Raw genomic sequence first — 22,986 nt, forward strand, 5'->3', positions numbered from 1 at the left:
CCAATCTCTAACGAAACAATGGACTCGCCTGCCACTGAGCGGCGCGCAGCGTGACTTCTTGACGTTACTTCTTGATGTCGGCTTCCACGAGCACGCGATGCTCGCCCGCGGACAGCAGCGTCTGCAGCGCTTCGAGCGCGGCGAGGCCGCACTGCGTGTCCTGCTCGCCGTTGCCGCCGCTCAGCCCCACGCCGCCGATCACTTCGCCGTCGACCACGATCGGAAAGCCGCCGACGAACGCCGCAAAGCGTCCCTCGAAACTCAACTGGATGCCGAACGCTTCGTTGCCCGGCAACGCGGGGCCATTGGGCGCCTTGGTGAACAGATGCGTCGAGCGCTTGTGGCCCGCCGCCGTGAAGGCCTTGTTCCAGGCGATCTGCGGGCCGGTGATGCGCGCTTCGTCCATGCGCTCCAGCACGAGCGGATAGCCGCCCGCGTCGACGATGCAGACCGACTCGGCGACGTCGATCGCCTGCGCGCGTTCCAGCGCGGCGCGCGCCATCGCGCGCGCTTCAACGAGTTCAAGCCTGAAAGAACTTTTCATGATGCGTTTTCCGATTGAATGATGTGTCGTTGCGATGCTTTGGTCGCGCGACGTGCGGCTCAGAGACCGCGATAAACCGTTTTGATCTGCGTGTAAAACTCCAGCCCCGCGCGGCCCGATTCACGGAACGTGGACGTGCTCGAGCGCTTCAAACCGCCGAACGGCGCATTGACGACGTTGCCGGTGGTGGTGCGATTGATCTTGACCGTGCCCGATTCGATCTCGTCGGCGAAGCGGTGCATGTAGCGCGGATTCGACGTCGCGATGGCCGCCGAAAGACCGTATTCGGTGTCGTTGGCTTTCGTCATTGCGTCCTCGAAGCTCGTCACCGAAACGATCGCCAGCACCGGACCGAAGATTTCCTCGCGATAGATGCGGGCGTTCTCGGGCACGTTCGTGAAGACGGCCGGACTGACGTAATAGCCGTGTTCGAAACCGTCGCCGGTCAGTTGATCGCCGCCGGTCAGATGGGTCGCCTGCTCCTTGCCGGATGCGACGTAGCCGAGCACCGTATCGAGCTGCTTGCGGTTGGCGAGCGGACCGAGATCCATGCCGGGCGTGACGCCGCTGCCGATCCTGAGACTCTTCACGCGTTCGAGCAGCCTGGCCGTAAACGCTTCACGCACCGTCTCCATGACGAGGATGCGGCTCGTGCCGGTACACGCCTGGCCGCTCAGCGACAGGCCGCCCTTGACCGCGAGATCCACCGCGCGGTCAAGGTCCGCGTCTTCCATCACGATCAGCGGATTCTTGCCGCCGAGTTCCATTTGCGTGCGCGTCGTGATCGGCACCGAGCGATGGATATGCTCGCCCGCGGCCGTCGAACCCGTGAACGACACCGCGCGCACCACGGGCGGCTCGGTGATCGCCGCGCCGATGTCGGAGGCGCGCCCGGTGATGTAGTTGATGACGCCGGCCGGAATGCCCGCCTGCACGAACGCTTCGGCAAGCCGATAGCCGATCAGCGGCGCATCCGATGAAGGCTTGAAGACGACCGTGTTGCCGGCCATCAGCGCCGGTGCGATCTTGCGCGCCGGAATCGAGATCGGGAAATTCCACGGCGTGATCACGGTGACCACACCGAGCGGCTCACGCTGCGTGTACACCAGCTGGTCGGGATCGTCGCTGGGGAACGTCTCGCCGGTGAAGGTCTGCGCTTCGACCGCGTAGAAACGCAGCACCTGCGCGGAACGCAGGATTTCATCGCGGCTTTGCGCGAGCGGCTTGCCTTCTTCGCGCGTCAATTCGAGCGCGAATGCATCGGCGTTGGCTTCCAGCCAGTCGGCCGCCTTGTTGACGATCTTCGCGCGCGCCGATACCGAAGTGCGGCGCCACTTCGCGAATGCGGCCGATGCCGCACCGAGCGCCGCCTGCGCGTCGTCGCGCGTCGACGCCTGGAAATGACCGATGACATCGCGCGTATCGGCGGGATTGATGTTCCGGAAAGTCTTGCCGCTCACGCTGGCGGTCCACTCTCCCGCAATCAGGTTCTTGAATACAGTTGCGGATTCGCTCATGACACTCCCTCTTGTACGCGATGGCGATGGCGAGCACGCCGCCATCGCATGAACTGAATGACCGGACGTCTCACGCCCGGCCCCGACTACTTCAGGCGGCGAGCCCCAGTTGGGGCAGCGGGATTTCCTTCTCGACGTAGTCGTGGTAGAGGGCGGTGGTGTAGAGCAGGCGCATCTGTGCGCCGATCTCGCAGATCTTCAGGCAGCGCTGCTGCAGCTCGACCGTGTTGGCGTTCTCCAGAACGATCTGGTAGCCGCGCTCGCCGTGAATCTCGTCGGAGACGATGTGCAGGTCGAAGAACTCGACCTCCTCGTCGGTGAAGCGGTACGTCTCGCGCAGCGTGGGGGTCTGCTTGCGGTAGATCGAGGGCACCTGCGATTCGAGGCCGACCACCAGCGCGGCGACCGCGACGACCGGGTCTTCGCGCATGGCCACCGAGTAGCACCAGGCCTGCAGGCCACGGGTGGTCGGCGACATGTTGTCGGGGTTGGTGACGCGCTCACGGGTGGTGCCGCAGGCTTCGGCGAAGCGGATCAGCAGGTCGGTGTGGCGGTCGCCGCCGATTTCCTCTTCGTACATGTTGGCCAGCAGGAAGTCCTTGGCCTCGGTCATGTGATCGGGCGTGCGGGCATAGAGGTAGCCCAGGTAGTCGGCGAACGGGCCGACGTAGTGATAGTGGTTCTCGGCCCAGCGCGCCAGATGCGCGCGGGAGAGCTTGCCGCTCGCCCACGCGACGCTGAACGGCGCCTTGTTGGCGCTCTTGCCCTTGATTGCTTCTTCGAGCGCGGTACGGAATTCATCGCGGTTCATCAGTTCGGCCATCTTTGCTGCTCCTGAGATCTAGAGGGGGACAACGTCTACGGCTACGAGGCGGGGCGCTCGAACAGCAGACAGTGAACGCAGAATATCGCATCAAAAGAATAATGTATACCGTTTACCTTGGTTCGGGCCGAAGTCAAGAATGCGGCCGGATCCGTCCTCCAACGCTTGGCGCACATGTAGATCCTGTCTCGTCATGGTCATCGCACAGCAAATTTTTTTAGACGTCCGTCGCTCGACAAATTGTCGTCAGTATACAATGTTCACAACGCTCGGTAGTATTGAGCAACGCTAAGGCGCTTCCAGCGCGCAGTCCGGATCTTCAGATCGAGAGGAAAGCGACAATGCCGATGGTCACATTTCACAGGAACGGCGAGACCTATCAGGGAGAGGTCAAGCAGAACACCAATCTGGTCGTACGCGCCGGCATCAAGCAGTTTCCGTTTCCGCACCTTCGCTATGAGTGCGGGATGGGGAAATGCTCCAAATGCGCGTGCGTCGTCCGCGCGGGCGGCGAGCATCTGCCCGCACCCAACTGGAAGGAAAAGAAGCAGCTCGGCGAGCGCCTCGAACAGGGATATCGCCTCGCCTGCCAGCTCTGGATCGAGCACGACATCGAACTCGAACAAACCGACGTGGGGGCCGCGGCATGAGCGTGAACGCGACACAGTCGATCAGCTACGTGATTCTCACGAGCAAGCCCGGCCAGTACCGCACGGAGCCCATCGGCAAGCTGGCGCCGGCCGAAACGTGGGACTACTTATATTGCGGACGTCATCTCGCGACCTTCGTGATTGCCGCGCTTTACGGCGACGCGCGGATTCGCGTCACCAACGAAGCGGAGGGTGGCGAAGTCAACGATATGCCGACCCGCTTCCTCGAAAAATTCTCCGACCGGGATGAGGCGTTCGCGGCGCTTCAGATCCTGGTGGGCACGCGCAACCAGGACGCGCTATTGCGACCGGGCGTCACCGCGGTGGCACGCTGAAGCACGCTGCGCTCATATCCATACACGTATCCAGCCAGAACAGGTCTCACGCATGATCCAGATTACGTTTCTCAGCAATGACGGCAAGTGCGTCAGCGCCCCGCCGAACAGCAACCTGCTGCGCGTCTCGTTGCGCGAAAAAGGCGGTATTCCTTTCAAGTGCGGCGGCGGTCTGTGCGGCACCTGCAAGTGCAAAGTCGAAAGCGGCCTCGAACACACCGACGCGGTGAAAGAGAAGGAAAAGCGCCATCTCAGCGACGCCGATCTCGAAGCCGGTTATCGGATGGCCTGCCAGACTTTCATCAACGGCGATGTGAGCGTGTCATGGTGAACCCGCAGCCGACCGACGAGCCGCTCGGCTCCCTGCCCGACGATCAACGTCGCCTTCTGCTCGAGATCGGGCCGCGCTGGAACGAGGACATCATCGCTCACCGGCAGACGGTGATCGACTGCTATACGCCGCTCGTCGCCGCTGCGCCGAAGGACGGCATCGTCGTGGAGCGGGACGTGCAATACGGTACACACGCCCGTCATGTGCTCGACGTCTTTCAGCCGGCAGCGCTCGCGTCGCGTGACGATGGCGATGACCCCGGGCCGTGCGATGCCGTCGTGTTCATCCACGGCGGTGCGTTCGTGCGTGGCAAGAGGAGCGTGAACGGCCAGATTTACGACAACGTCTGTTATTGGTTCGCGTCGCAGGGACTGGTCGCGATCAACGTCGAATACCGGCTCGCCGACGTGGCGCCGTACCCGGGCGGCGCGCACGACGTCGCCGATGCGCTCGCCTACATTCAGCAGCATGCGCGCACGCTGCGGATCGACCCCGCCCGCGTGTTCGTCGTGGGCCATTCGGCGGGCGGCGCGCATGCGGCCGCATGTCTGTTCGATCCGGCCGTCATTGAGCAACGCCCGCCTTCGCCTGTCGCCGGTCTGGTGCTGATCAGCGCGCGGGTGGCGGCCGACGTGCGCCCGGGCAACCCCAATGCGAAGCCCGTGCGCGCGTACTTCGGCGACGACGAGAGCCTGTATCCGGTGCGCTCTCCGCTCAGTCACGTCGCGCGCTCGTCGGTGCCGCTGATGATCGCGGTGGCCGAGTTCGAGAATCGCTATCTGGACGAATACGGCGCGCAGTTCTTCTTCGAAGCGCTGCGTCATCGCGGCACGCCGCCCCGGCTGATCCAGATGCGCGGCCACAACCACACGTCGATCGTCGCTCACTTCAATTCCGGCGAGGAGTATCTTGGGCGCGAGATTCTGCACTTCATCGGGAGCGTGGGTCGATAAAGCGGAACACGTCTCGCGCTCGCCCAGGAGCCACGAGAGCGATGCGCACGCGCTTCAACTATCGGTGCCGTCTGGACCGATAGTTGAACGTGCGCGGCAACCTTCATGAACAGCGCAGTCGATTCGCCTCGATGGCCTCCCAGACCGACGGCACCGGAGCCGAGCGAACCGGCGAAGGCACCGAGCTACGCATCCCGTCATCGTCGAGCTTGAACTCGTCGACCGCCTGCTGCAGCTGCAGGATCTGCTGCGACAGCGAAGACGCCGCGGCGGCGGTCTGTTCGACGAGCGCCGCGTTCTGCTGCGTGGTCGCATCCATCTGCGTGACCGCCTGATTCACGTCTTCGACGCCGGCACTCTGCTCCGCCAGCGCACTCGAAATCTGGCCGAGAAGGCCCGTGACCTCGCCGACCGCCCGCATGATGTCGCCCATCGTGGCGCCGGCCTCGCCTACGAGCCGCGATCCGGTCGCAACGTAAGCGGCCTACTTGACCTCTTCGCCGGCATAGTGCGGTTGCACCAATTCATAAGGAAAGCCGAGTTCTTCGGCGGTCCAGACGGGGCGCGCTGCCCGCGACTTCAAAATTCCGTAAATCTTGATCATGGCGAAGGTCACGGTTGGACAGGGAAAAGCCGATGCGCGCGGAGCCGAGCGGTCCCGTGCGCAAAAACTATTCGTATACTATGTACAACAAAATGTGCTCGCAAGACAAATTTTTAGGCGTTAACCATCGCCGGTCCGCATGCCCGCCTCCGGAAAATCGTCGATTGGTCGTCAATCATGGCAATTCCATACCTTCAAGCATGTTCAAAAAAATTCCGCAATCCTCCTCGACCCGCTGATGATCAAAGTCAAAAAACGCTGGCGTCTTTTTTGTATACCGCATACTTTGTCCTGCTGGATGATCACCCATAACTCCACGACCTCGCGCCAGCACCGAGGACGCCCCGCATCAAAGGAATAACGGATGAAAAAGACGTTCTACATTGCGGCCGCAATTTCAGGCGCAGCCGCCGTCAACGCCCACGCCCAAGGAAGCGTCACGCTTTACGGCCTGATCGACGCCTCGATCCAGTACACGAACAATCAGGGCGGCGGCAGCACGGTGGCGATGTCAAGCGGTACCACGCGCGGCAGCCGCATCGGGTTTCTCGGAACGGAAGATCTGGGCGGTGGAAACCACGCGATCTTCCGGCTCGAAAACGGCTTCGACGTCACCGACGGATCGCTCGGACAAGGCGGTTTGATGTTCGGCCGGCAGGCCTATGTCGGCCTCCAGAACGACCGTTGGGGCACGCTGACCTTCGGTAGGCAATACGAATCGATGGTCGATTACGTGGCTCACCTGACGGCCGCCGACTGGTCCGTCTACATGGAGCACCCCGGCGACATGGACCTGACGAACCGCGGGGTACGTGTCGACAATTCCGTGAAATACACGAAAACCTATGGCGCTTTCACGGGCAGCGCGCTGTACAGCTTCGGCGGTCAGGCCGGCAGCTTCGGCGCGAACAGCATGTGGAGCGTGGGCGGCAGCTACGACGACGGTCCGCTGTATGTGGGCTTCGGCATGACTTACGCACGGCAGCCCGGCGCGCGGAACACCGGCACGTTCTGGAAGGCGTCGAACTCCGCCATTGGCGAATACGTGACGGTGGCGCACTCGTTCCTGACCGTCGGCGGCGGCGCGGCGTACAGGTTCGGCTCGCTGAAGCTGGGCGGCGACATCACCAGCACGACGTACAAGGACGGCTTCGAACAGCAGAACGTCAACTTCATGAACTACGAAATCAACGGCGTGTACTACTTCACGCCGGCGCTTTCGGCGGGGCTGGGCGTCACCTACACCGACGGCAAGGTCGATGCGAACGACGGCGACCCACGCTACATCCAGTACAACGCGACGACGACCTACAGCCTCTCGAAACGCACCGACCTCTATGCATTCGCCACCTTCCAGCGCGCGATGGGCGACGCACAGGTGGCGCAGGTCACGCAGTTCATCAGCCCGTCAAGCACCAACAAACAGGCGTCGGTCGGCCTCGGCCTGCGCCACACCTTTTAACGACGTCGCGCTAACGCGCTGAGGCTTTCGCCTCGTCGACGACTCGAATTTCCATGCCCCGCGAAGGGCATGGACCGATCTCAGGAGCAGCAAAGATGGCCGAACTGATGAACCGCGATGAATTCCGTACCGCGCTCGAAGAAGCAATCAAGGGCAAGAGCGCCAACAAGGCGCCGTTCAGCGTCGCGTGGGCGAGCGGCAAGCTCTCCCGCGCGCATCTGGCGCGCTGGGCCGAAAACCACTATCACTACGTCGGCCCGTTCGCCGACTACCTGGGCTACCTCTATGCCCGCACGCCCGATCACATGACCGAGGCCAAGGACTTCCTGCTGGCCAACATGTACGAAGAGGAAATCGGCGGCGACCGCCACACCGACCTGCTGATCCGCTTCGCCGAAGCCTGCGGCACCACCCGTGAGCGCGTCACCAACCCCGACAACATGTCGCCGACCACCCGTGGCCTGCAGGCCTGGTGCTATTCGGTGGCCATGCGCGAAGACCCGGTCGTCGCGGTCGCCGCGCTGGTGGTCGGCCTCGAATCGCAGGTGCCCTCGATCTACCGCAAGCAGACCCCCACGCTGCGCGAGACGTACCGCTTCACCGACGAGGAGGTCGAGTTCTTCGACCTGCACATCGTCTCCGACGAGATTCACGGCGAGCGCGGCTACCAGATCGTTCTGGAGAACGCCAACACGGTCGAGCTGCAGCAGCGCTGCCTGAAGATCTGCGAGATCGGCGCACAGATGCGCCTGCTCTACACCACCGCCCTCTACTACGACTACGTCGAGAAGGAAATCCCGCTGCCCCAACTGGGGCTCGCCGCCTGAGCGCAGCGAAAACCTGGAACCCCGATTCCTGAGCCAATTATGTCCTGGTATAAATCGTCTGCCTGGCGCCGCGGGCCTGGATTGACCTCCTCACCCGGCAATTCGCAGTCGAATGCGCTGCAGAGAATCAGGACCTCCTTGAAGGGCCGTCTCATCCGCCCATCCCAGGAAACCGTGTTCATCGCACACTTCATTATCTGAGCCGAGGTCCCCATGCATCCGCTTACCGCGCTCACGCCGGCGCATTTCTGTTATCTCGTTGGTGTCATAGCCATTGTCGCCACGATGATCTGGCGCGCGAATGTCGTCGTGCCCGCCATCATCGCGACCTTCGCCGTCGCGTTTGCCTTTTCGGGCAAGGTGCTCACCGGTCTGCAAGCCATCTTCATGGGCAGCCTGACAGCCGCCCACGAGCTGTTCAATATCTTCCTCGTCATCGCGCTGATGACCGCGCTGCTCAACGGACTGCGCGAAATCGGCGCCGACGTGCGAATGGTGCGCCCCTTCAGGAAGATCATGGTCAACGGCCACGTGGCCTTCCTGATCCTCGCAGTGATCACCTATCTGATTTCGCTGTTCTTCTGGCCGACGCCGGCCGTGCCGCTGGTCGGCGCGATCCTGATTCCAGCCGCCATCTACGCGGGCCTTTCGCCGCTCGGCGCGGCTGTCGCCATTGCCGTCGCCGGCCAGGGCATGGCCTTGTCGTCGGACTACGTGATCAAGGTCGCGCCCGGCATCAGCGCGAAGGCCGCGGGCGCCGACATGCAGGCGGTCGCCAATATGGCGCTGCTGCTGTCCGTGGTGGCCGGCGCGGTCGCGCTCGGACTGTGCTGGTACTTCACGGTGCGCAAGAACGTGAAGACACCCGGCGCGCGCAATCTGGTGGAATGGGAATCCTCGGGCGAGATCGTTCCGGTCGATCAGCCGGCAGCCCATCAGGGCAGCTTCGCCAAGGCGGAACTCGCGCGCGGCACGAACGGCACGCATGCCGACGCCGAAGACGGCTTGCCCGCGATGTCCGGCGGCGGCGCGGCGGCGCTGACGCTGCCGGCCATGAGCAGCGCGGTGCCAATGCAACGGCGGGATATGTGGTCGCGGGTGTTCTCCATCGTCACGCCGCTCACCTTCCTCGCGGTGGTGGTCATCATGACGCGGCCGCAGCTCGTCGGCGCGTCCGTCATTCGCGGCGGCGACGCGGCTTCGCTGATCGGCGGCATGGCCGCGGTGCTGATGATGCTCACGACGCTCTCGTACGGCCGCAAAGGCTTTCTCGACCGCACGGCCGGGCACATCATCGACGGCTTCGTGTTCGCGTTCAAGGCGATGGGCGCGGTGCTGCCGATCGCCGGCTTCTTTTTCGTCGGCGACAGCAGTACCGCCGGTCCGATTCTCGGCATCGAGTCCGGCGCGCATGTTCCGTCGCTGCTGTTCGAACTGGTTCAGGCCTGCAGCCAGTTCATTCCGCACAGCCCGATCCTCGTGTCGCTCGGCGTGCTGGTGACGGGCATGATCACCGGCATCGACGGCTCCGGTTTTGCCGGCCTTCCGTTGACCGGCTCGCTGTCCGGCGCGCTCGCGCCGATGGTGCACATGCCGGCTGCCACGCTGGCCGCGATCGGGCAGATGGGCGCGGTGTGGACGGGCGGCGGCACGCTGGTCGCGTGGTCGTCGCTGATCGCGGTCACGGGCTTCGCGCGCGTGCCGGTTCTGGATGCGGTTCGAGCCCTGTTCGTGCCGGTGGTCTGCGGGCTCGTCGCGGCCACGCTCGTCGCGGTGGCGATCAGTTGAACGGACGGCCAAACATGACGTATTCACTGATTCCTGCGCCGCTCGCGCAGGAAGGCTGGGCCGCGTTGCAGATCGTGTTCGTCAACGTCCTGCTGGGCGGCGACAACGCGATCGCCATCGCGATGGCCTGCCGCTCGCTGCCGCCGCGGCAGCAGCGTCTCGGGATCCTGCTGGGCACCACGCTGGGCATTCTGTTGCGCATCGTGCTGATCGGCGTCATCGGCAAGCTGCTGGCGATTCCGTTCATGCACGTGATCGCGGCTGCGCTGTTGATCTGGATCGGCACGCAGCTCGTCCGGCCTGCCGCGGACGAACCTTCGGTCAATCCGTCGGCGGCATTGTGGCGGGCGGTGATGGCGATCGTCTGGGCCGATCTGGCGATGAGCCTCGACAACGCGCTGGCAACCGCCGCCGTGGCCCAGCCGCTTCCCGAAGGATCGCGGCTCCTGATCGTCTTCGTCGGTCTGGCGATAGGCGCTCCGGTCATCGCATTCGGCAGCCGGCTCATTCTGACGTTGCTCGATCGCGTTCCGTCTCTGGTATACATTGGCGCGGCGCTGCTCGGCTGGATTGCGGGCGAACTGCTGATGGCGGACCCGTCGGTCAGCGCCGCACTGTATGAGTGGATGGCTCAGGTGCCCGGCGTCAGTCCTGCGGTCACCGGCGCGCTCACCTGTATCGCGGCCGCCGTGCTCGTCCCGCTGCTGGGCCGGATGGCTGCCGGCGGCGCACGCGCCGGCTAGGCGTCACGTGCCCGGCTGGCGCGCGCTGGCCGGGCATCCATTCCTTGAGCCGGCTCTCGCACGCTTCAAGCGCTGCGGCATGTCAACGTGCGCGCCGGTGCATTGTCTACGAAATACCGCGAATACGTTAGAATCCGTCCAGGCTTGCAGGGTCGGGCCATTGGCCTGAATTGACGAGTGTGGAACCACAATGAACGTACAGTCGGATAGTCCAGCAACAGCGGCGACAGATCAGCGCGAGCCGTCCAACTCCAATCCCATCCTTCACCGCCAGCTGTCCGAACTGGTCACTGCGCGAATCCGGGACTCCATCACGTCGGGCGCCTACGCGCCGGGCGCACGCCTGATCGAAGGCCGGCTTGCGGAGGAACTCAACGTCTCCCGCGTTCCCGTTCGCGAAGCGCTGCGTGCGCTCGCTGCCGAGGGTCTTGTCGATGTACGGCCGCGGCATGGCGCCGTCGTCGCCTCTCTCGACCCGGCTTCGGCTCGCGAGATGGTTCAGATCCGAGCCACGCTCGAAGGTCTGAACGCACGGCTGGCAGCCGAGCATTGCACGCCGGAACTGGCCGGCAAGGTGGCCGAAGTGCTTGCCGAAGGCAACGCGCAGCTGGCCTCCGGAGACACGGCAAAACTGCTCGACCTCAATGCCCGGTTCCACGATCTCCTCTACGCAGCCGGCGCCAATACCATGCTGGCCGACCTGATGCGGACGCTACGGGACCGCTCGCGCAGGCTTTTCATGAACGCGACGGAAGACGAAATCCGGCTGACCTGGGAAGAGCACGCTGCGATTCTGCGCGCGGTGCAGTCTGGAGATGCGGCGCTTGCCGCGCTGCTCGCCGAGCGGCACGTCATGCGTGCGGCCCAACATTATCTGGACGCCGTCGCCAGGTAGTGTGATGGCCATTCAGCTTGCGCTCGCCGCCCGGTTTGCTCGAAGCATCGCGCCTCCAGCGTTCGCTTAAATATTCCCGTAACTGTGCAGTTTTCGCGCTCAGCGCGGAAAGGCAGACGGTAAGTTGCCGGCCAGGGCCCTACTACAAAAGCATTCCGGCAGTTCGACGAGAATGTCCCATGCAGCGGTCACCGCACCACCCCGTCTCATCGGCGGAATGGGTAGCTCTATACAAGTTCTCGCTGCTCGTACGTTCCTCGCACCGACTCACCGACCCCTACAGCAAAGGCACCGGCATACGTATCCGCTCGCGCTAGCGCTGCATTGATTTGTGAGTGCAAAGCACATGGGCCTCGCGACAGTGACGTCGAGTAATACGTCGAATCGGCTTGAGTCACTGGCTATATGGACACTCTTACTTGCTCCGTGTGTGACATGAACCCAGTTCCATCTGTCATCGCCCGACGTTGTCGGACCCGCTCCTCCCGGTAGTTTCCGATCGCGATCGGCCAGCGTTGCGAGGAAATCGTGCAGGCGGTCATTTGCGGAGCTTCGAACAGCAATCGTTTGGCAGTCGGGTTGTGGATCCATCGTCGCTACACGAAGGATCTGGGTTGTGAACGTATTAATCACCCGGCGGGCGACAGCGACTCGACGATCCGGCACTCCGCTATCGTGCTGCAGCTGCACTGATCAATCAGGCTGTCGAGTTCCGCTTTCAGCGCCTGCAGGCCGAGAATCTTCCGTTCAATTTCGGCGCGGTGCGCGGACGCAATTGCGTCGATCGCGCCGCACGGCTGCGTGCGGTCGTCGGCAAGTTCGAGTAGTTCGCGCACCTGGTCGAGCGAAAAACCGAGGTCTCGCGCGCGACGGATGAAGCTCACACGGCCGAGATGCGCGCTTGTGTACGTGCGGTAATTTCCTTCCGTCCTGGCTGGCGCGGGCAGCAGGCCGCTCTTTTCGTAGAAGCGGATCGTTTCGACCTTTGTACCCGTCGCGCGGGCGAGCTGGCCGATCGAAAGCGTGGCGGATTCATCCATCTGGTTGACCTTTGTAGTAGCTACGGGGTCTATCGTAGTCACCGTGATGAAACGTGTCGAGGTTGAAACGGTGAACTCTTCTCTGCCGCTGAAACCGCGCATCGGGGGCATGGACTGCGCGTCTTGTGCATTGAAGATGCCGCTGACGGCTGGTGCAACGTCTATGCGCAACGAGTTTGAGCGCTGGTCGCTCGCTGATTTGATGCGATAGCTGAACGACGTTCGAGCTCTGCTAAGCTACTGTCCGCCGCACCTATTCTTAGGCTCCCGAACAAACCGCGAGATCATTTGAACCGGAGAAGATCGATGTCGATGCCCTGGCTCGGGCGCTGCCTGTGCGGCGCGGTGCAATACGAAGCTCGCGGTGATTCACTCGCGCAACTGATCTGCCATTGCCGTGATTGTCAGCGCGCTTCAGGTTCCGCGGGGTTGCCGGTCGTCGTAGTGAGAGCCGCCGGCTTTTCGTTCAAAGGCGACGTCAGGCCTTATACGAAGATCGGCGGCAGCGGAATGCCCACGACGCGCAACTTCTGCGCTCATTGCGGCAGCCTGCTATTCGCTACGCCGCATCATGCGCCGGACATCGTGACCCTCTATGCCGGCACGCTCGATGATCCTGCGCGGTTCAAGCCCGAGTTCGTTCAATTCGCGTCCGAACGCCATCAACTGGATGCCCACCAGCCTGACATTCCCCACCATCCGCGAAGAGCGCCCTGACCGGTGCGATCAAAGATGCCGTGTTTGCGCGGGCGGATTGCCCCAGTCGTCGTGCAGCCCATCGCGATAGGTCACGGGCGCATTCAACGCCGCATCGAGATCGAGTTCATCGAGGCACATGATGTTCACGTTGATATACGGATACCCTGTGCCGTTTGGCATATCGATGCGATCGAATACGTGGACCCCGCAGCGTTTGCAGAACGGGTGATGCGCGACCGCATTGCGCCCCTGATATTCGCTCAGCGCGGCTTCTTCCGAAAGAAGGCGAAAATCTTCCCGGCGAACCTGCACATGCCAGAATCGCAGCCTGCTGCAGTAGCTGCAATTGCACTTCGACGTGCCCTCGTCGAAATCGATGCGAGCCTCGAACTTCACGAATTGGCAATGGCAACTTCCGAGGTACGTGCGCAACATAGGGTTCTCCGGCGTTGAGGGACGCGGCAATTATGGACGGCACGACTTCGCGCTGCCAATGCACGAGCCGTCGCAACCCTCGCAGTAATGGCGGTCGCGCACCGCGCGATCCGCGCGCCAGACGTTCGCCGCAACCGGCGCCGCCGTCCCCGCCGAGCGTCCGTTTTCCCGCGCATGAAACGTCGGCTCGCCCGCCTTGCCGCGGCGAATCGCTTCGTCGATGCCCGGCTCGCCGAACACCGCTTTCAGTTCGGCCACGAATGCCGCGATCTCCGGCATCGGATGCCCGGCTGGCTTGCGCACTCGCATGTCCATGAACCCGCCCCCAAAAAAGTGCCTGTTCGCTATCTCATAAAACCATGTAGGATACTGTATATCCATACAGGTATTTTCGCAAATGACAGCCGCCCTGCCAGCACCGGAAGCCATTCACCCGTCCTTGTGGCGGGCGTCCCAGCTTGGCGCTGGCCGCGGCCGCAGCGTCGATACCGGTTATCCGGCCCTGTCGGCGGAGTTGCCCGGCGGCGGCTGGCCGCTCGGCGCGCTGGTCGATCTGCTCGTGCAGCAGGCCGGCGTCGGCGAACTGCGGTTGTTGCAGCCGGCGCTCAGCGCCGTCGGCGAGCGTCCGCTCGTCTTCGTGCAACCGCCGCATACGCCGGACGGCCTCGGGCTCAACTACATCGGCCTGTCGCTGCAGCAGGTGCTGCGGATCAATGCGCCGAAAACCGCCGACGCGCTGTGGTCCGCCGAGCAGATCCTGCGCGCCGGCAGTTGCGGCGCGCTGATCTTCTGGGCGCAGTACGCGCAGGCGTCCTCGCTGCGCCGTTTGCATCTGGCCGCGCAGTCGTCGGAGACGCTTTTCATCATGGTGCGGCCGCTCGCCACCGCGCAGGAGGCATCCCCCGCGCTTCTGCGGCTCGCGCTCAGGCCATCGGCCGAAGGTCTCACCATCGACATCGTGAAACGACGAGGGCCCGCTCGCGCAGAGTCCCTGTCGATTCCCCTTCAACCCACTCCCGTTCTGCTTTCCCGACATGCGCGTCTTTCTCGCCGTTCATCTGCCAAAGTTGCCGCTCGAGGTCTTCAGACCGAAGTGGTCGCCTGAGCCCGCGCATGGCTGCGCGGTGCTGGAGAAAGACAAGGTGGTCATGGCCGATCCCGCCGCGCGCTCGGCGGGCGTGCGTCCCGGCATGAAGCGCGGCGGCGTGCTGACGCTATCGCCGCAGACCGAGATGTATGAGCGCGACAGCGGCCGCGAGGCGGCGGCCCATCGCGAGGTGGGTATCGCGCTGATGCGCTTCTCGCCCGAAGTCGCGCTGCTCGATGAGGCGACGGTCGTCGTCGAGATCGGCGCGAGTCTGCGGCTCTTCGGCGGCCTGCTCGCGCTGTGCCGCGATGCGAAAGCCATCCTCGACGCGCTCGGCTTCACCGCGCGCATCAGTGCCGCGCCGACCGGCCAGGGCGCGTGGCTGCTTGCGAAGTTCGGCAACCGGCGCGTGCTGAAGCTCACGTCGCTCGACCAGCGCCTGTCCGCGCTGCCGATGCTCGCCGTGCCCGAAGTGCGCCCGTTCGCCGACTGGTTCACGGGCCTCGGTTGCGAGCGCATTGCCGATCTGCGCCGCCTGCCCCGCGCCGGCTTGCAGCGCCGCTGCGGCGAACATCTGCTCGACTCGCTCGACCGCGCGTTCGGGACCGCGCCCGAACTGTTCGACTGGCTCGAACTGCCGCCCACGTTCTCGGCGCGCATCGAGATGCCGGACCGGCTCGAACACGCGGATGGCGCGGTGTTCGGCGCACAGCGCCTGATCGTGCAACTGTGCGGATGGCTGTGCGCAAAACAGCTCGCGCTCACCGGCATTCGCCTGTCGCTCGAACACGAGCGCGGACGCGCTGCGATCGAGCCGACCACGATCGACGTCGCACTCGGCGAGCCGAGCTGGCGCGAAGAACATCTGATGCGGCTGCTGAAGGAGCGGCTGCATCGTATCGAGCTCGCCGCGCCCGTGATTGCGTTGCGGCTCGACGCGTCGAAGGTCGAGTCGGCCGTGCCCGCGTCCGACACGCTGTTTCCCGAACCGGGCGGCTCGCAGGAGGATCACGCGCGGCTGCTCGAACTGCTGGTCGCGCGGCTCGGTGAAGAGAACGTGCTGAAACCCGCGCCGAGCGCCGATCATCGTCCGGAGATCGCGAACCGCTGGCTGCCGGTGTCGCAGCCGGTCAAGCCCGGCCCGCTGCCGCAGAATCTGCCCCGCCCGACGTGGATGCTCGACACGCCCGTGCGTCTGCTAATGCGCCAGCACCGCCCGTTCTATGGCTCGCCGTTGCGCATGGTGTCGCCGGGCGAGCGCATCGAGAGCGGCTGGTTCGACGGCGAGCTCGTCACGCGCGACTACTTCGTCGCGCAGGCGGACGACCAGAGCTGCTACTGGATCTACCGCGAGCGCGTGAGCAGCCGCGACGCGGAAGAAGAGCAACGCTGGTTCCTGCATGGCCTGTTCGGCTGATAGGCGCGGATGAGCGGCCATGGACACCACCTTCACGATGCTGCCGGCGTATGCCGAGCTGTTCTGCTTTTCCAACTTCACGTTTCTGCGGGGCGCGTCGCACGCTGAGGAACTGGCCGAGCGTGCCGCGCAACTCGGCTACTCCGCGCTCGCGATCACCGATGAATGCTCGCTCGCGGGAGTCGTGCGCGCGCATGTCGCGGCGAAAGAAGCGAAGCTGCCGTTCATCGTCGGCGCGTATTTCCGGCTCGTCAACGCCGATGGTTCGCCGGCGTTCGGGCTGATCCTGCTCGCCCGCAACCGCAACGGCTACGGCAATCTGTCCGAGCTGATCACGCTGGCGCGCATGCGCGCGCCCAAGGGCGAATACCGGCTCACGCCGCAGGATCTGTCGCGGCCGGAGAAGGAATATCGCCACCTGCTAGGCATGCCCGACTGCCTCGCGATTCTCGTGCCGGATTTCCCGGCCAGCGAAGACGCGCTCGATGCGCAGGTCGAATGGCTCGACGAAACGTTCACCGGCCGCGCATGGGTCGGCCTCGTGCTCCATCAACGCGCGATGGACGACCTGCATCGCGGCGCGGTCGAATTCGTCGCGCGCAGCCGCGACGTGCCCGTCGTCGCGCTCGGCGAAGTCGTGATGCACGTGCGCTCGCGCAAGCCGCTGCAAGACACGATGACCGCGATCCGGGTCGGCAAACCGGTCCATCAGTGCGGCTATGATCTGGCGCCGAACGCGGAGCAGCATCTGCGCTCGAGGTTGCGGCTCGCCAACCTGTACCCGCAAGACGCGCTGGCCGCGACGGTCGACATCATGAGCCGCTGCACGTTTTCGCTCGACGAGCTGCGCTACGAGTATCCCGACGAGCTGGTGCCGGCCGGCCATACGCCGGCCTCGTATCTTCGTCAGGAAACCTATATCGGCGCGCAGCGGCGTTTTCCCGCGGGGATTGCGCATCACGTGCAGCGGCAGATCGAGCACGAACTCGAACTGATCGCGGACCTGCAGTACGAGCCGTATTTCCTGACCGTCTACGACATCGTCCGCTTTGCGCGCAGCCAGCACATTCTGTGTCAGGGGCGCGGGTCGGCCGCGAACTCGGCGGTCTGCTACTGCCTCGGCGTGACCGAAGTGGACCCCGCGCGCGGCAACATGCTGTTCGAGCGCTTCATCAGCAAGGAGCGCGGCGAGCCACCCGATATCGACGTCGACTTCGAGCATCAGCGGCGCGAAGAAGTGATCCAGTACATCTATCGCAAGTACGGCCGCGACCGGGCGGCGATCGCGGCGGCGGTGTCGACCTATCGTCCGCGTGGTGCGCTGCGGGAAACGGGCAAGGCGCTCGGCGTCGATCCACAGATCGTCGATGCGGTCGCGAAGTCGCATCACTGGTTCGATACCAGTCGGGATCTGCTCGCGCGTTTCGCGGAATCCGGCCTCGATCCGAACCAGCCCCTGATTCAGGCCTGGGCGAAGCTCGCCTCGCAACTGCTGAATTTTCCGCGCCACCTGTCGCAGCATTCGGGCGGCTTCGTGATCAGCCGCGGCAAGCTCACGCGGCTCGTGCCGGTGGAAAACGCGGCGATGGCCGACCGCTCGGTGATCGAGTGGGACAAGGACGACCTCGAATCATTGGGCTTGCTGAAGGTCGACGTGCTCGCGCTCGGCATGCTGTCGGCGATCCGGCGCACGCTCGACCTCGTTTCGGAACAGCGCGGAGAACGTTTCGAAATGCAGGACATACCCGCCGAGGATGAGGCGACCTACGCGATGATTTCGGCCGCCGATACGGTCGGCGTGTTCCAGATCGAATCGCGCGCGCAGATGAGCATGCTGCCGCGCATGCGGCCAGAGAAGTTCTACGACCTCGTGATCGAAGTCGCGATCGTGCGGCCCGGTCCGATTCAGGGCGGCGCCGTGCATCCCTATCTGCAGCGCCGTCAGGGCTTCGAGCCCGTGACCTATCCGAGCGACGCGTTGAAGACCGCGCTGGGCCGCACGCTCGGCGTGCCGATCTTCCAGGAGCAGGTGATGCAGGTGGCGATTCTCGCGGCCGGCTTCACCGCCGGCGAAGCCGACCAGCTGCGACGCGCGATGGCCGCGTGGAAACGCAAGGGCGGACTCGAAAAATACTATGACCGCATCGTGCTCGGCATGCAGGAGCGCGGCTACGACCAGGCCTTCGCCGAGGCGATCTTCGAGCAGATCAAGGGCTTCGGTGAATATGGCTTCCCCGAAAGTCACGCGGCCAGTTTCGCGCTGCTGGTCTATGCGAGCAGCTGGCTCAAGTGTCACGAACCCGAAGCCTTTCTCGCCGCGATGCTGAACAGCCAGCCGATGGGCTTCTATTCGCCGTCGCAATTGGTTCAGGATGCGCAGCGGCACGGCGTCACGGTGTTGCCGGTCGATGTGACGATCAGCGGTTGGGACTCCTCGCTCGAACACCGTGCGGGGGCAACGCGTCCTGCCGTGCGTCTCGGTCTTTCGCTGCTGCGCGGCATGAAGGACGGCGCCGCCGAACGAATCGAGAACGCGCGCGCGGTTCGCCCGTTCGCGAGCGTCAACGATCTCGCGCGCCGCGCGCAGCTCGACCGCAAAGACCTGCATGCGCTCGCGGATGCGAATGCGTTGGCAGCGCTCGCGGGAAACCGCCGCGAAGCGCTGTGGCAGTCGGTCGTCGCGGTGCCGGACAAGGATATGCTCGCGGCCGCGGCGACTCAGGACGAAACGCCCGAACTGGGCGCACCGAGCGAAGCGAACGACATCGTCGCCGACTACCGTTCGCTCGGCCTGACGCTCAACCGCCATCCGCTGGAACTGCTCCGGCCGCAGTTGCTCGCGAACCGGCTGATGCCGGCCTCGACGCTGCGGACCTATCGCGACGGCCGCCTCGCGCGCGGCTGCGGACTGGTGACGGTGCGTCAGCGTCCTGGCACGGCCAAGGGCGTCGTGTTCGTCACGCTCGAAGACGAGACCGGCAACGTCAATGTGATCATCTGGCCGAGTCTGCTCGAAAAACAGCGCAAAGAAGCGTTGGGCGCCGCGCTGCTCGCCGTGTACGGCACGTGGCAGTGTCAGGGAGAAGTACGGCATCTCGTCGCGCAGCGGCTCGTCGACATGTCTCATCTGCTGGGCGAGTTGCAAACGACGAGCAGAAACTTCTGCTGACGCGAGCGCGCAAATGCGTATCATCGGAACAGCAAACGGAGGCATCCATGTGCTATTCGGCTCAGATTCTGGCGGACTACCGGCGCTACGTCCGCATGTTCGGCGCGCACATGAGCATCGAGGAATTCGCGCGTCTTTTCTTCGAACGCGCAGAGGACGGTCAGGCCAGGATTCCCAAAGCGATGGAAGACGCCTTCTCGGAACCGCAGTCCGACGCGGAACGGGAAGTCTGGGCGCTGATCGAGCGCTTCAGATCGCAGCAGACCGTGAAGCTCGAACAGGAACTGTTCAAACAGCGCACCCGCTTCGCCGATGCCGAGCGCTCTTTGCAGACCAAAGCCACCAAGGTGGCGACCGAGAGCAAACGAATCGCGAAAGACAAGATCGACCGCACGCTCGAGCGACTCGACGACCTCGGCCGAACCGCTCCCAAAGCAGACGACTCGCGCATCTTTCCAGGCTACTACGCGCCGGTGATGGTGATGGAGAATGGCCAGCGCGTCGTCAAACCAATGCGCTATCAGTGCCGCCTGGCCGGCAAGCCCGCATCGTACGACACCCGCTATCCCGGCACGTACAACGCTCGTCGGGACAGTCTTGAAAGTTTCTGGAAAGCGCTATTCGGCTATTCGCATGGACTCGTGCTGGCCAGTTCTTTCTATGAGAACGTCTCGCGCGCGCGAATGGAAGGCCGTGAACCGGCGCCCGGCGAGAAAGATGAAAATGTCCGGCTCGAGTTCCGGCCCAATCCGCCTCACGACATGCTGGTCGCATGCTTATGGTCCCGCTGGAGCGGCAAAGGCGAGCCCGATCTATTGTCCTTCGCGGCCATCACCGATGATCCACCACCCGAGGTGGCCGCTGCCGGCCATGATCGCTGCATCATTCCGATCAAGCCTGAACATATCGACGCGTGGTTGAATCCCGATCCGCGCGATCTGGCAGCGTTGTACGCGATTCTCGATGATCGGGACCGGCCGTTCTACGAACATCGGATCGCGGCCTGAATTACAAGCCGCGGTTTCGGAGGCCGCGCGAGACGGTGTCGGATCATCCTTGCAATCTTCGCGCAGTAACATATTCTGCGTTATGGATGTTCATCGGCTGGCGAAGAATACCCGGTTGTAGAGGTCCGCCAACAGGCGCGATTCGGACCCCATCAATCATCGAAGCGCCTGTGCAGCGGGCCCGACACGATCCACACGCTCGGGTTGCGGCTGCAAGCACAGGAGACGTCGGTATGGGCAAACATCCCGCGGCGGACGCTTCGCAGCAGACCGCGCTCGGCAGCGACGAACTTCAGCTGATCGATGCGTGGTGGCGCGCATGCAATTATCTTTCGGTCGGCATGATCTATCTGCTGGACAACCCGCTGCTGCGGGAGCCGCTGAAAGTCGAACACGTCAAGTATCGCCTGCTCGGACACTGGGGCGCGAGCCCGGCGTTATCGTTCGTCTGGGCGCATCTGAACCGCGTGATCAAACGCGACGATCTCGACGTCGTCTTCATGGCCGGTCCCGGACACGGCGCACCGGGCGTGCTCGGCCCCACCTATCTGGAAGGCACCTACTCGGAGATCTATCCGGACAAGAGCGCGGATGCCGAGGGCATGCAGAAGTTCTTCAAGCAGTTCTCGTTTCCCGGCCATATCGGTTCGCATGTGACGCCGGAGACGCCCGGGTCCATCCATGAGGGCGGCGAGCTCGGCTACAGCCTGTCGCATGCGTATGGCGCCGTGCTCGACAACCCGGACCTCATCGTGGCCTGCGTGGTCGGCGATGGAGAAGCGGAGACCGGGCCGCTCGCCACCGCATGGCATTCGAATAAATTCATCAACCCGGCCCGCGACGGCACCGTGCTGCCGATCCTCAATCTGAACGGCTACAAGATCGCCAATCCGACCATCCTGTCGCGCATCAGCAGCAGAGAACTGGAAGCGCTCTTTGTCGGCTACGGCTACACGCCGCATTTCGTCGAAGGATCGGATCACGCGGAAATGCATCGGAAGATGGCGCACACGCTCGATACCGTGCTCGGCGAAATTCGCGCAATTCATCAGCAGGCACGCGCGAACGGCAATCTCGAGCGGCCGCTCTGGCCGATGATCGTGCTGCGCACGCCCAAGGGCTGGACCGGACCGAAGCAGTTCAACGGGCACAAGGTCGAAGGCTCGTGGCGCTCGCATCAGGTGCCTTTCTCCGATGTGCGCAACAACTCCGCGAATCTCGAAGTGCTCGAAGAATGGATGCGCAGCTACCGGCCCGCCGAACTTTTCGATGCCGAGGGCCGGCTGATCCCCGAACTCAAGGCGCTGTCGCCCCAAGGCCCGCGCCGCATGAGCGCCAATCCGCATGCGAACGGCGGCGTGCTGCGCCGCGAACTGAAGCTGCCCGACATCCGCGCGTACGCGGTGGATGTGCAGCACGCGGGCAAGGTGCTGCAGGAGAACACGCGGCCACTCGGCGAATTTCTGCGCGACACGATGCGCGCGAACATGAACACCTTCCGCGTGTTCGGCCCGGACGAAACGGCCTCGAACCGTCTGCAGTCGATCTACGAGGTCAGCAAGAAGGTGTGGATGGCCGAGATGCTCCCCGAGGACGAGGACGGCGGCGAACTTGCGCGCGACGGCCGCGTGATGGAGATGCTGTCCGAACATACGCTGATGGGATGGCTCGAAGGCTATCTGCTGACGGGCCGTCACGGCTTCTTCCATACCTATGAAGCGTTTGCGCACGTGGTGGATTCGATGTTCAACCAGCACGCGAAGTGGCTCGACATCAGCCGGAATCACGTGCCGTGGCGCGCGTGGGTGTCGGCGGAAAACATTCTGCTGTCGTCGACCGTGTGGCGGCAGGATCACAACGGCTTTTCACATCAGGACCCCGGCTTCATCGATCTCGTCACCAACAAGAGCCCCTCGGTCACGCGCGTCTATCTTCCGCCCGACGCGAACACGCTGCTGGTGGTCGCCGACCACTGTCTGCGCACCACCGACTGCATCAACGTGATCGTCGCCGACAAGCAGAAACACCTGCAATTCACCACCATCGACGAAGCCGTCGTGCACTGCGCCAAAGGCATCGGCGTGTGGCGGCGCGCGAGCAACGACGAGGACGCCGAACCGGACGTGGTGATGGCCTCGTGCGGCGACGTCGCCACCCAGGAAGCGCTGGCGGCGACGGCGATCCTGCGCGAGCGTCTGCCCGAACTGAAGCTGCGTTTCGTCAACGTGGTCGACCTGTTCAGGATGCAGCCGGCGAGCGAGCACCCGCACGGCTCGACCGAACGCGAATTCGACAGCCTGTTTACGACCAACAAGCCGGTGATCTTCAATTTCCACGGTTACCCGTGGCTGATCCACAAGCTCGCCTATCGCTTTCGCAATCACGAGAATCTGCACGTGCGGGGCTACAAGGAGAAAGGCAACATCAACACGCCGCTCGAACTGGCGATTCTCAATCAGGTGGACCGCTTCAATCTGGTGATCGACGTGCTCGACCGCGTGCCGCGCTTGCAGGGCAGAGCCGCGCATCTCAGGGAAGACATGAGGAACGCGATCGTCAGCAACCTGAACTATGCGCACACGCATGGCACGGACCGCACCGAGGTCGCCGACTGGGTCTGGCCCTTCTGAACGTCACGCGCAGCATGCACCGAGGAAAGC

At 63.8% G+C, this 22,986-nt stretch carries 23 protein-coding genes; 15 read left to right on the top strand and 8 right to left on the bottom strand.

Annotated elements, in window-relative coordinates:
- Positions 1-64: 64 nt before the first annotated feature.
- From OKW44_RS27525 to OKW44_RS27535, 3 genes are all read right to left on the bottom strand, one after another.
- On the bottom strand, positions 65-544 hold the full coding sequence (locus tag OKW44_RS27525; protein WP_018418282.1) for a GlcG/HbpS family heme-binding protein: 480 nt from the start codon (positions 542-544) through the stop codon (positions 65-67).
- A gap of 59 nt (positions 545-603) precedes the next feature.
- Positions 604-2,061 (bottom strand): aldehyde dehydrogenase family protein, encoded by a 1,458-nt coding sequence (locus tag OKW44_RS27530; protein ID WP_018418283.1) that lies wholly within the window; start codon positions 2,059-2,061, stop codon positions 604-606.
- A gap of 91 nt (positions 2,062-2,152) precedes the next feature.
- Positions 2,153-2,884, bottom strand: a complete 732-nt coding sequence (locus OKW44_RS27535) for an iron-containing redox enzyme family protein (RefSeq protein ID WP_018418284.1) — start codon at positions 2,882-2,884, stop codon at positions 2,153-2,155.
- A gap of 341 nt (positions 2,885-3,225) precedes the next feature.
- Here OKW44_RS27535 and OKW44_RS27540 point away from each other — a divergent pair, with 341 nt between their 5' ends.
- Genes OKW44_RS27540 through OKW44_RS27555 form a run of 4 tightly spaced genes read left to right on the top strand, consistent with a single transcriptional unit; the run spans position 3,226 to position 5,153 of the window.
- Positions 3,226-3,534, top strand: coding sequence for a 2Fe-2S iron-sulfur cluster-binding protein (locus OKW44_RS27540; protein WP_018418285.1), 309 nt, complete (start codon positions 3,226-3,228; stop codon positions 3,532-3,534).
- A complete protein-coding gene (locus OKW44_RS27545) occupies positions 3,531-3,869 on the top strand; it encodes a hypothetical protein (RefSeq protein ID WP_018418286.1) in 339 nt (112 codons plus the stop codon). Before OKW44_RS27540 ends, OKW44_RS27545 begins: the two co-directional genes overlap by 4 nt.
- A gap of 52 nt (positions 3,870-3,921) precedes the next feature.
- A complete protein-coding gene (locus OKW44_RS27550) occupies positions 3,922-4,200 on the top strand; it encodes a 2Fe-2S iron-sulfur cluster-binding protein (protein ID WP_018418287.1) in 279 nt (92 codons plus the stop codon).
- On the top strand, positions 4,194-5,153 hold the full coding sequence (locus OKW44_RS27555; protein WP_018418288.1) for an alpha/beta hydrolase: 960 nt from the start codon (positions 4,194-4,196) through the stop codon (positions 5,151-5,153). Before OKW44_RS27550 ends, OKW44_RS27555 begins: the two co-directional genes overlap by 7 nt.
- A gap of 103 nt (positions 5,154-5,256) precedes the next feature.
- Here OKW44_RS27555 and OKW44_RS27560 read toward each other — a convergent pair whose 3' ends face one another.
- Together OKW44_RS27560 and OKW44_RS37030 are read right to left on the bottom strand one after the other, a co-directional pair.
- Positions 5,257-5,586 carry a hypothetical protein gene (locus OKW44_RS27560; RefSeq protein ID WP_018418289.1) on the bottom strand — a complete coding sequence of 110 codons (330 nt, stop codon included), beginning with the start codon at positions 5,584-5,586 and terminating at the stop codon, positions 5,257-5,259.
- Between the two features lie 51 nt (positions 5,587-5,637).
- Positions 5,638-5,757: a hypothetical protein gene (locus OKW44_RS37030; RefSeq protein ID WP_018418290.1), complete on the bottom strand. Its 120-nt coding sequence runs from the start codon at positions 5,755-5,757 to the stop codon at positions 5,638-5,640.
- A 364-nt stretch (positions 5,758-6,121) separates the two neighbouring features.
- Here OKW44_RS37030 and OKW44_RS27565 point away from each other — a divergent pair, with 364 nt between their 5' ends.
- From OKW44_RS27565 to OKW44_RS27585, 5 genes are all read left to right on the top strand, one after another.
- The gene (locus tag OKW44_RS27565) at positions 6,122-7,219 is read left to right on the top strand and encodes a porin (protein ID WP_018418291.1); all 1,098 of its coding nucleotides are present in this window, start codon (positions 6,122-6,124) and stop codon (positions 7,217-7,219) included.
- A gap of 95 nt (positions 7,220-7,314) precedes the next feature.
- A complete protein-coding gene (locus OKW44_RS27570; RefSeq protein ID WP_280783764.1) occupies positions 7,315-8,046 on the top strand; it encodes an iron-containing redox enzyme family protein in 732 nt (243 codons plus the stop codon).
- Between the two features lie 213 nt (positions 8,047-8,259).
- A complete protein-coding gene (locus OKW44_RS27575) occupies positions 8,260-9,834 on the top strand; it encodes a hypothetical protein (protein ID WP_018418293.1) in 1,575 nt (524 codons plus the stop codon).
- Between the two features lie 65 nt (positions 9,835-9,899).
- A complete protein-coding gene (locus OKW44_RS27580; RefSeq protein WP_503129143.1) occupies positions 9,900-10,577 on the top strand; it encodes a YjbE family putative metal transport protein in 678 nt (225 codons plus the stop codon).
- A 190-nt stretch (positions 10,578-10,767) separates the two neighbouring features.
- The gene (locus OKW44_RS27585) at positions 10,768-11,472 is read left to right on the top strand and encodes a GntR family transcriptional regulator (RefSeq protein ID WP_018418295.1); all 705 of its coding nucleotides are present in this window, start codon (positions 10,768-10,770) and stop codon (positions 11,470-11,472) included.
- 629 nt (positions 11,473-12,101) lie between these two features.
- Here the strand turns inward: OKW44_RS27585 and OKW44_RS27590 are convergent.
- Complete coding sequence (locus OKW44_RS27590; RefSeq protein WP_018418296.1) at positions 12,102-12,512, bottom strand: MerR family transcriptional regulator; 411 nt, start codon at positions 12,510-12,512, stop codon at positions 12,102-12,104.
- A 306-nt stretch (positions 12,513-12,818) separates the two neighbouring features.
- Here OKW44_RS27590 and OKW44_RS27595 point away from each other — a divergent pair, with 306 nt between their 5' ends.
- Positions 12,819-13,229 carry a GFA family protein gene (locus tag OKW44_RS27595; protein ID WP_018418297.1) on the top strand — a complete coding sequence of 137 codons (411 nt, stop codon included), beginning with the start codon at positions 12,819-12,821 and terminating at the stop codon, positions 13,227-13,229.
- 9 nt (positions 13,230-13,238) lie between these two features.
- Here OKW44_RS27595 and OKW44_RS27600 read toward each other — a convergent pair whose 3' ends face one another.
- Complete coding sequence (locus OKW44_RS27600; protein ID WP_018418298.1) at positions 13,239-13,646, bottom strand: GFA family protein; 408 nt, start codon at positions 13,644-13,646, stop codon at positions 13,239-13,241.
- Between the two features lie 30 nt (positions 13,647-13,676).
- Positions 13,677-13,961, bottom strand: a complete 285-nt coding sequence (locus OKW44_RS27605) for a hypothetical protein (RefSeq protein ID WP_018418299.1) — start codon at positions 13,959-13,961, stop codon at positions 13,677-13,679.
- 82 nt (positions 13,962-14,043) lie between these two features.
- On the opposite strand from OKW44_RS27605, the gene imuA reads away from it, so the two are divergent.
- The 5 genes from imuA to OKW44_RS27630 all read left to right on the top strand — a co-directional run bounded on the left by imuA (position 14,044) and on the right by OKW44_RS27630 (position 22,956).
- Positions 14,044-14,751, top strand: a complete 708-nt coding sequence (gene imuA, locus OKW44_RS27610; RefSeq protein WP_026225434.1) for a translesion DNA synthesis-associated protein ImuA — start codon at positions 14,044-14,046, stop codon at positions 14,749-14,751.
- Positions 14,681-16,150 (top strand): Y-family DNA polymerase, encoded by a 1,470-nt coding sequence (locus OKW44_RS27615; protein ID WP_204357097.1) that lies wholly within the window; start codon positions 14,681-14,683, stop codon positions 16,148-16,150. Before imuA ends, OKW44_RS27615 begins: the two co-directional genes overlap by 71 nt.
- Positions 16,151-16,169: 19 nt before the next feature.
- Entirely contained in the window at positions 16,170-19,319 is a 3,150-nt protein-coding gene (locus OKW44_RS27620; protein WP_018418302.1) for an error-prone DNA polymerase, read from the top strand.
- A gap of 47 nt (positions 19,320-19,366) precedes the next feature.
- Positions 19,367-20,326 carry an SOS response-associated peptidase family protein gene (locus OKW44_RS27625; protein WP_018418303.1) on the top strand — a complete coding sequence of 320 codons (960 nt, stop codon included), beginning with the start codon at positions 19,367-19,369 and terminating at the stop codon, positions 20,324-20,326.
- Positions 20,327-20,559: 233 nt separating this feature from the next.
- Positions 20,560-22,956, top strand: coding sequence for a phosphoketolase family protein (locus OKW44_RS27630; RefSeq protein ID WP_018418304.1), 2,397 nt, complete (start codon positions 20,560-20,562; stop codon positions 22,954-22,956).
- Positions 22,957-22,986 lie beyond the last annotated feature (30 nt).

Source organism: Paraburkholderia lebeckiae (assembly GCF_050436325.1).
GTDB classification, from domain to species: domain Bacteria; phylum Pseudomonadota; class Gammaproteobacteria; order Burkholderiales; family Burkholderiaceae; genus Paraburkholderia; species Paraburkholderia tuberum.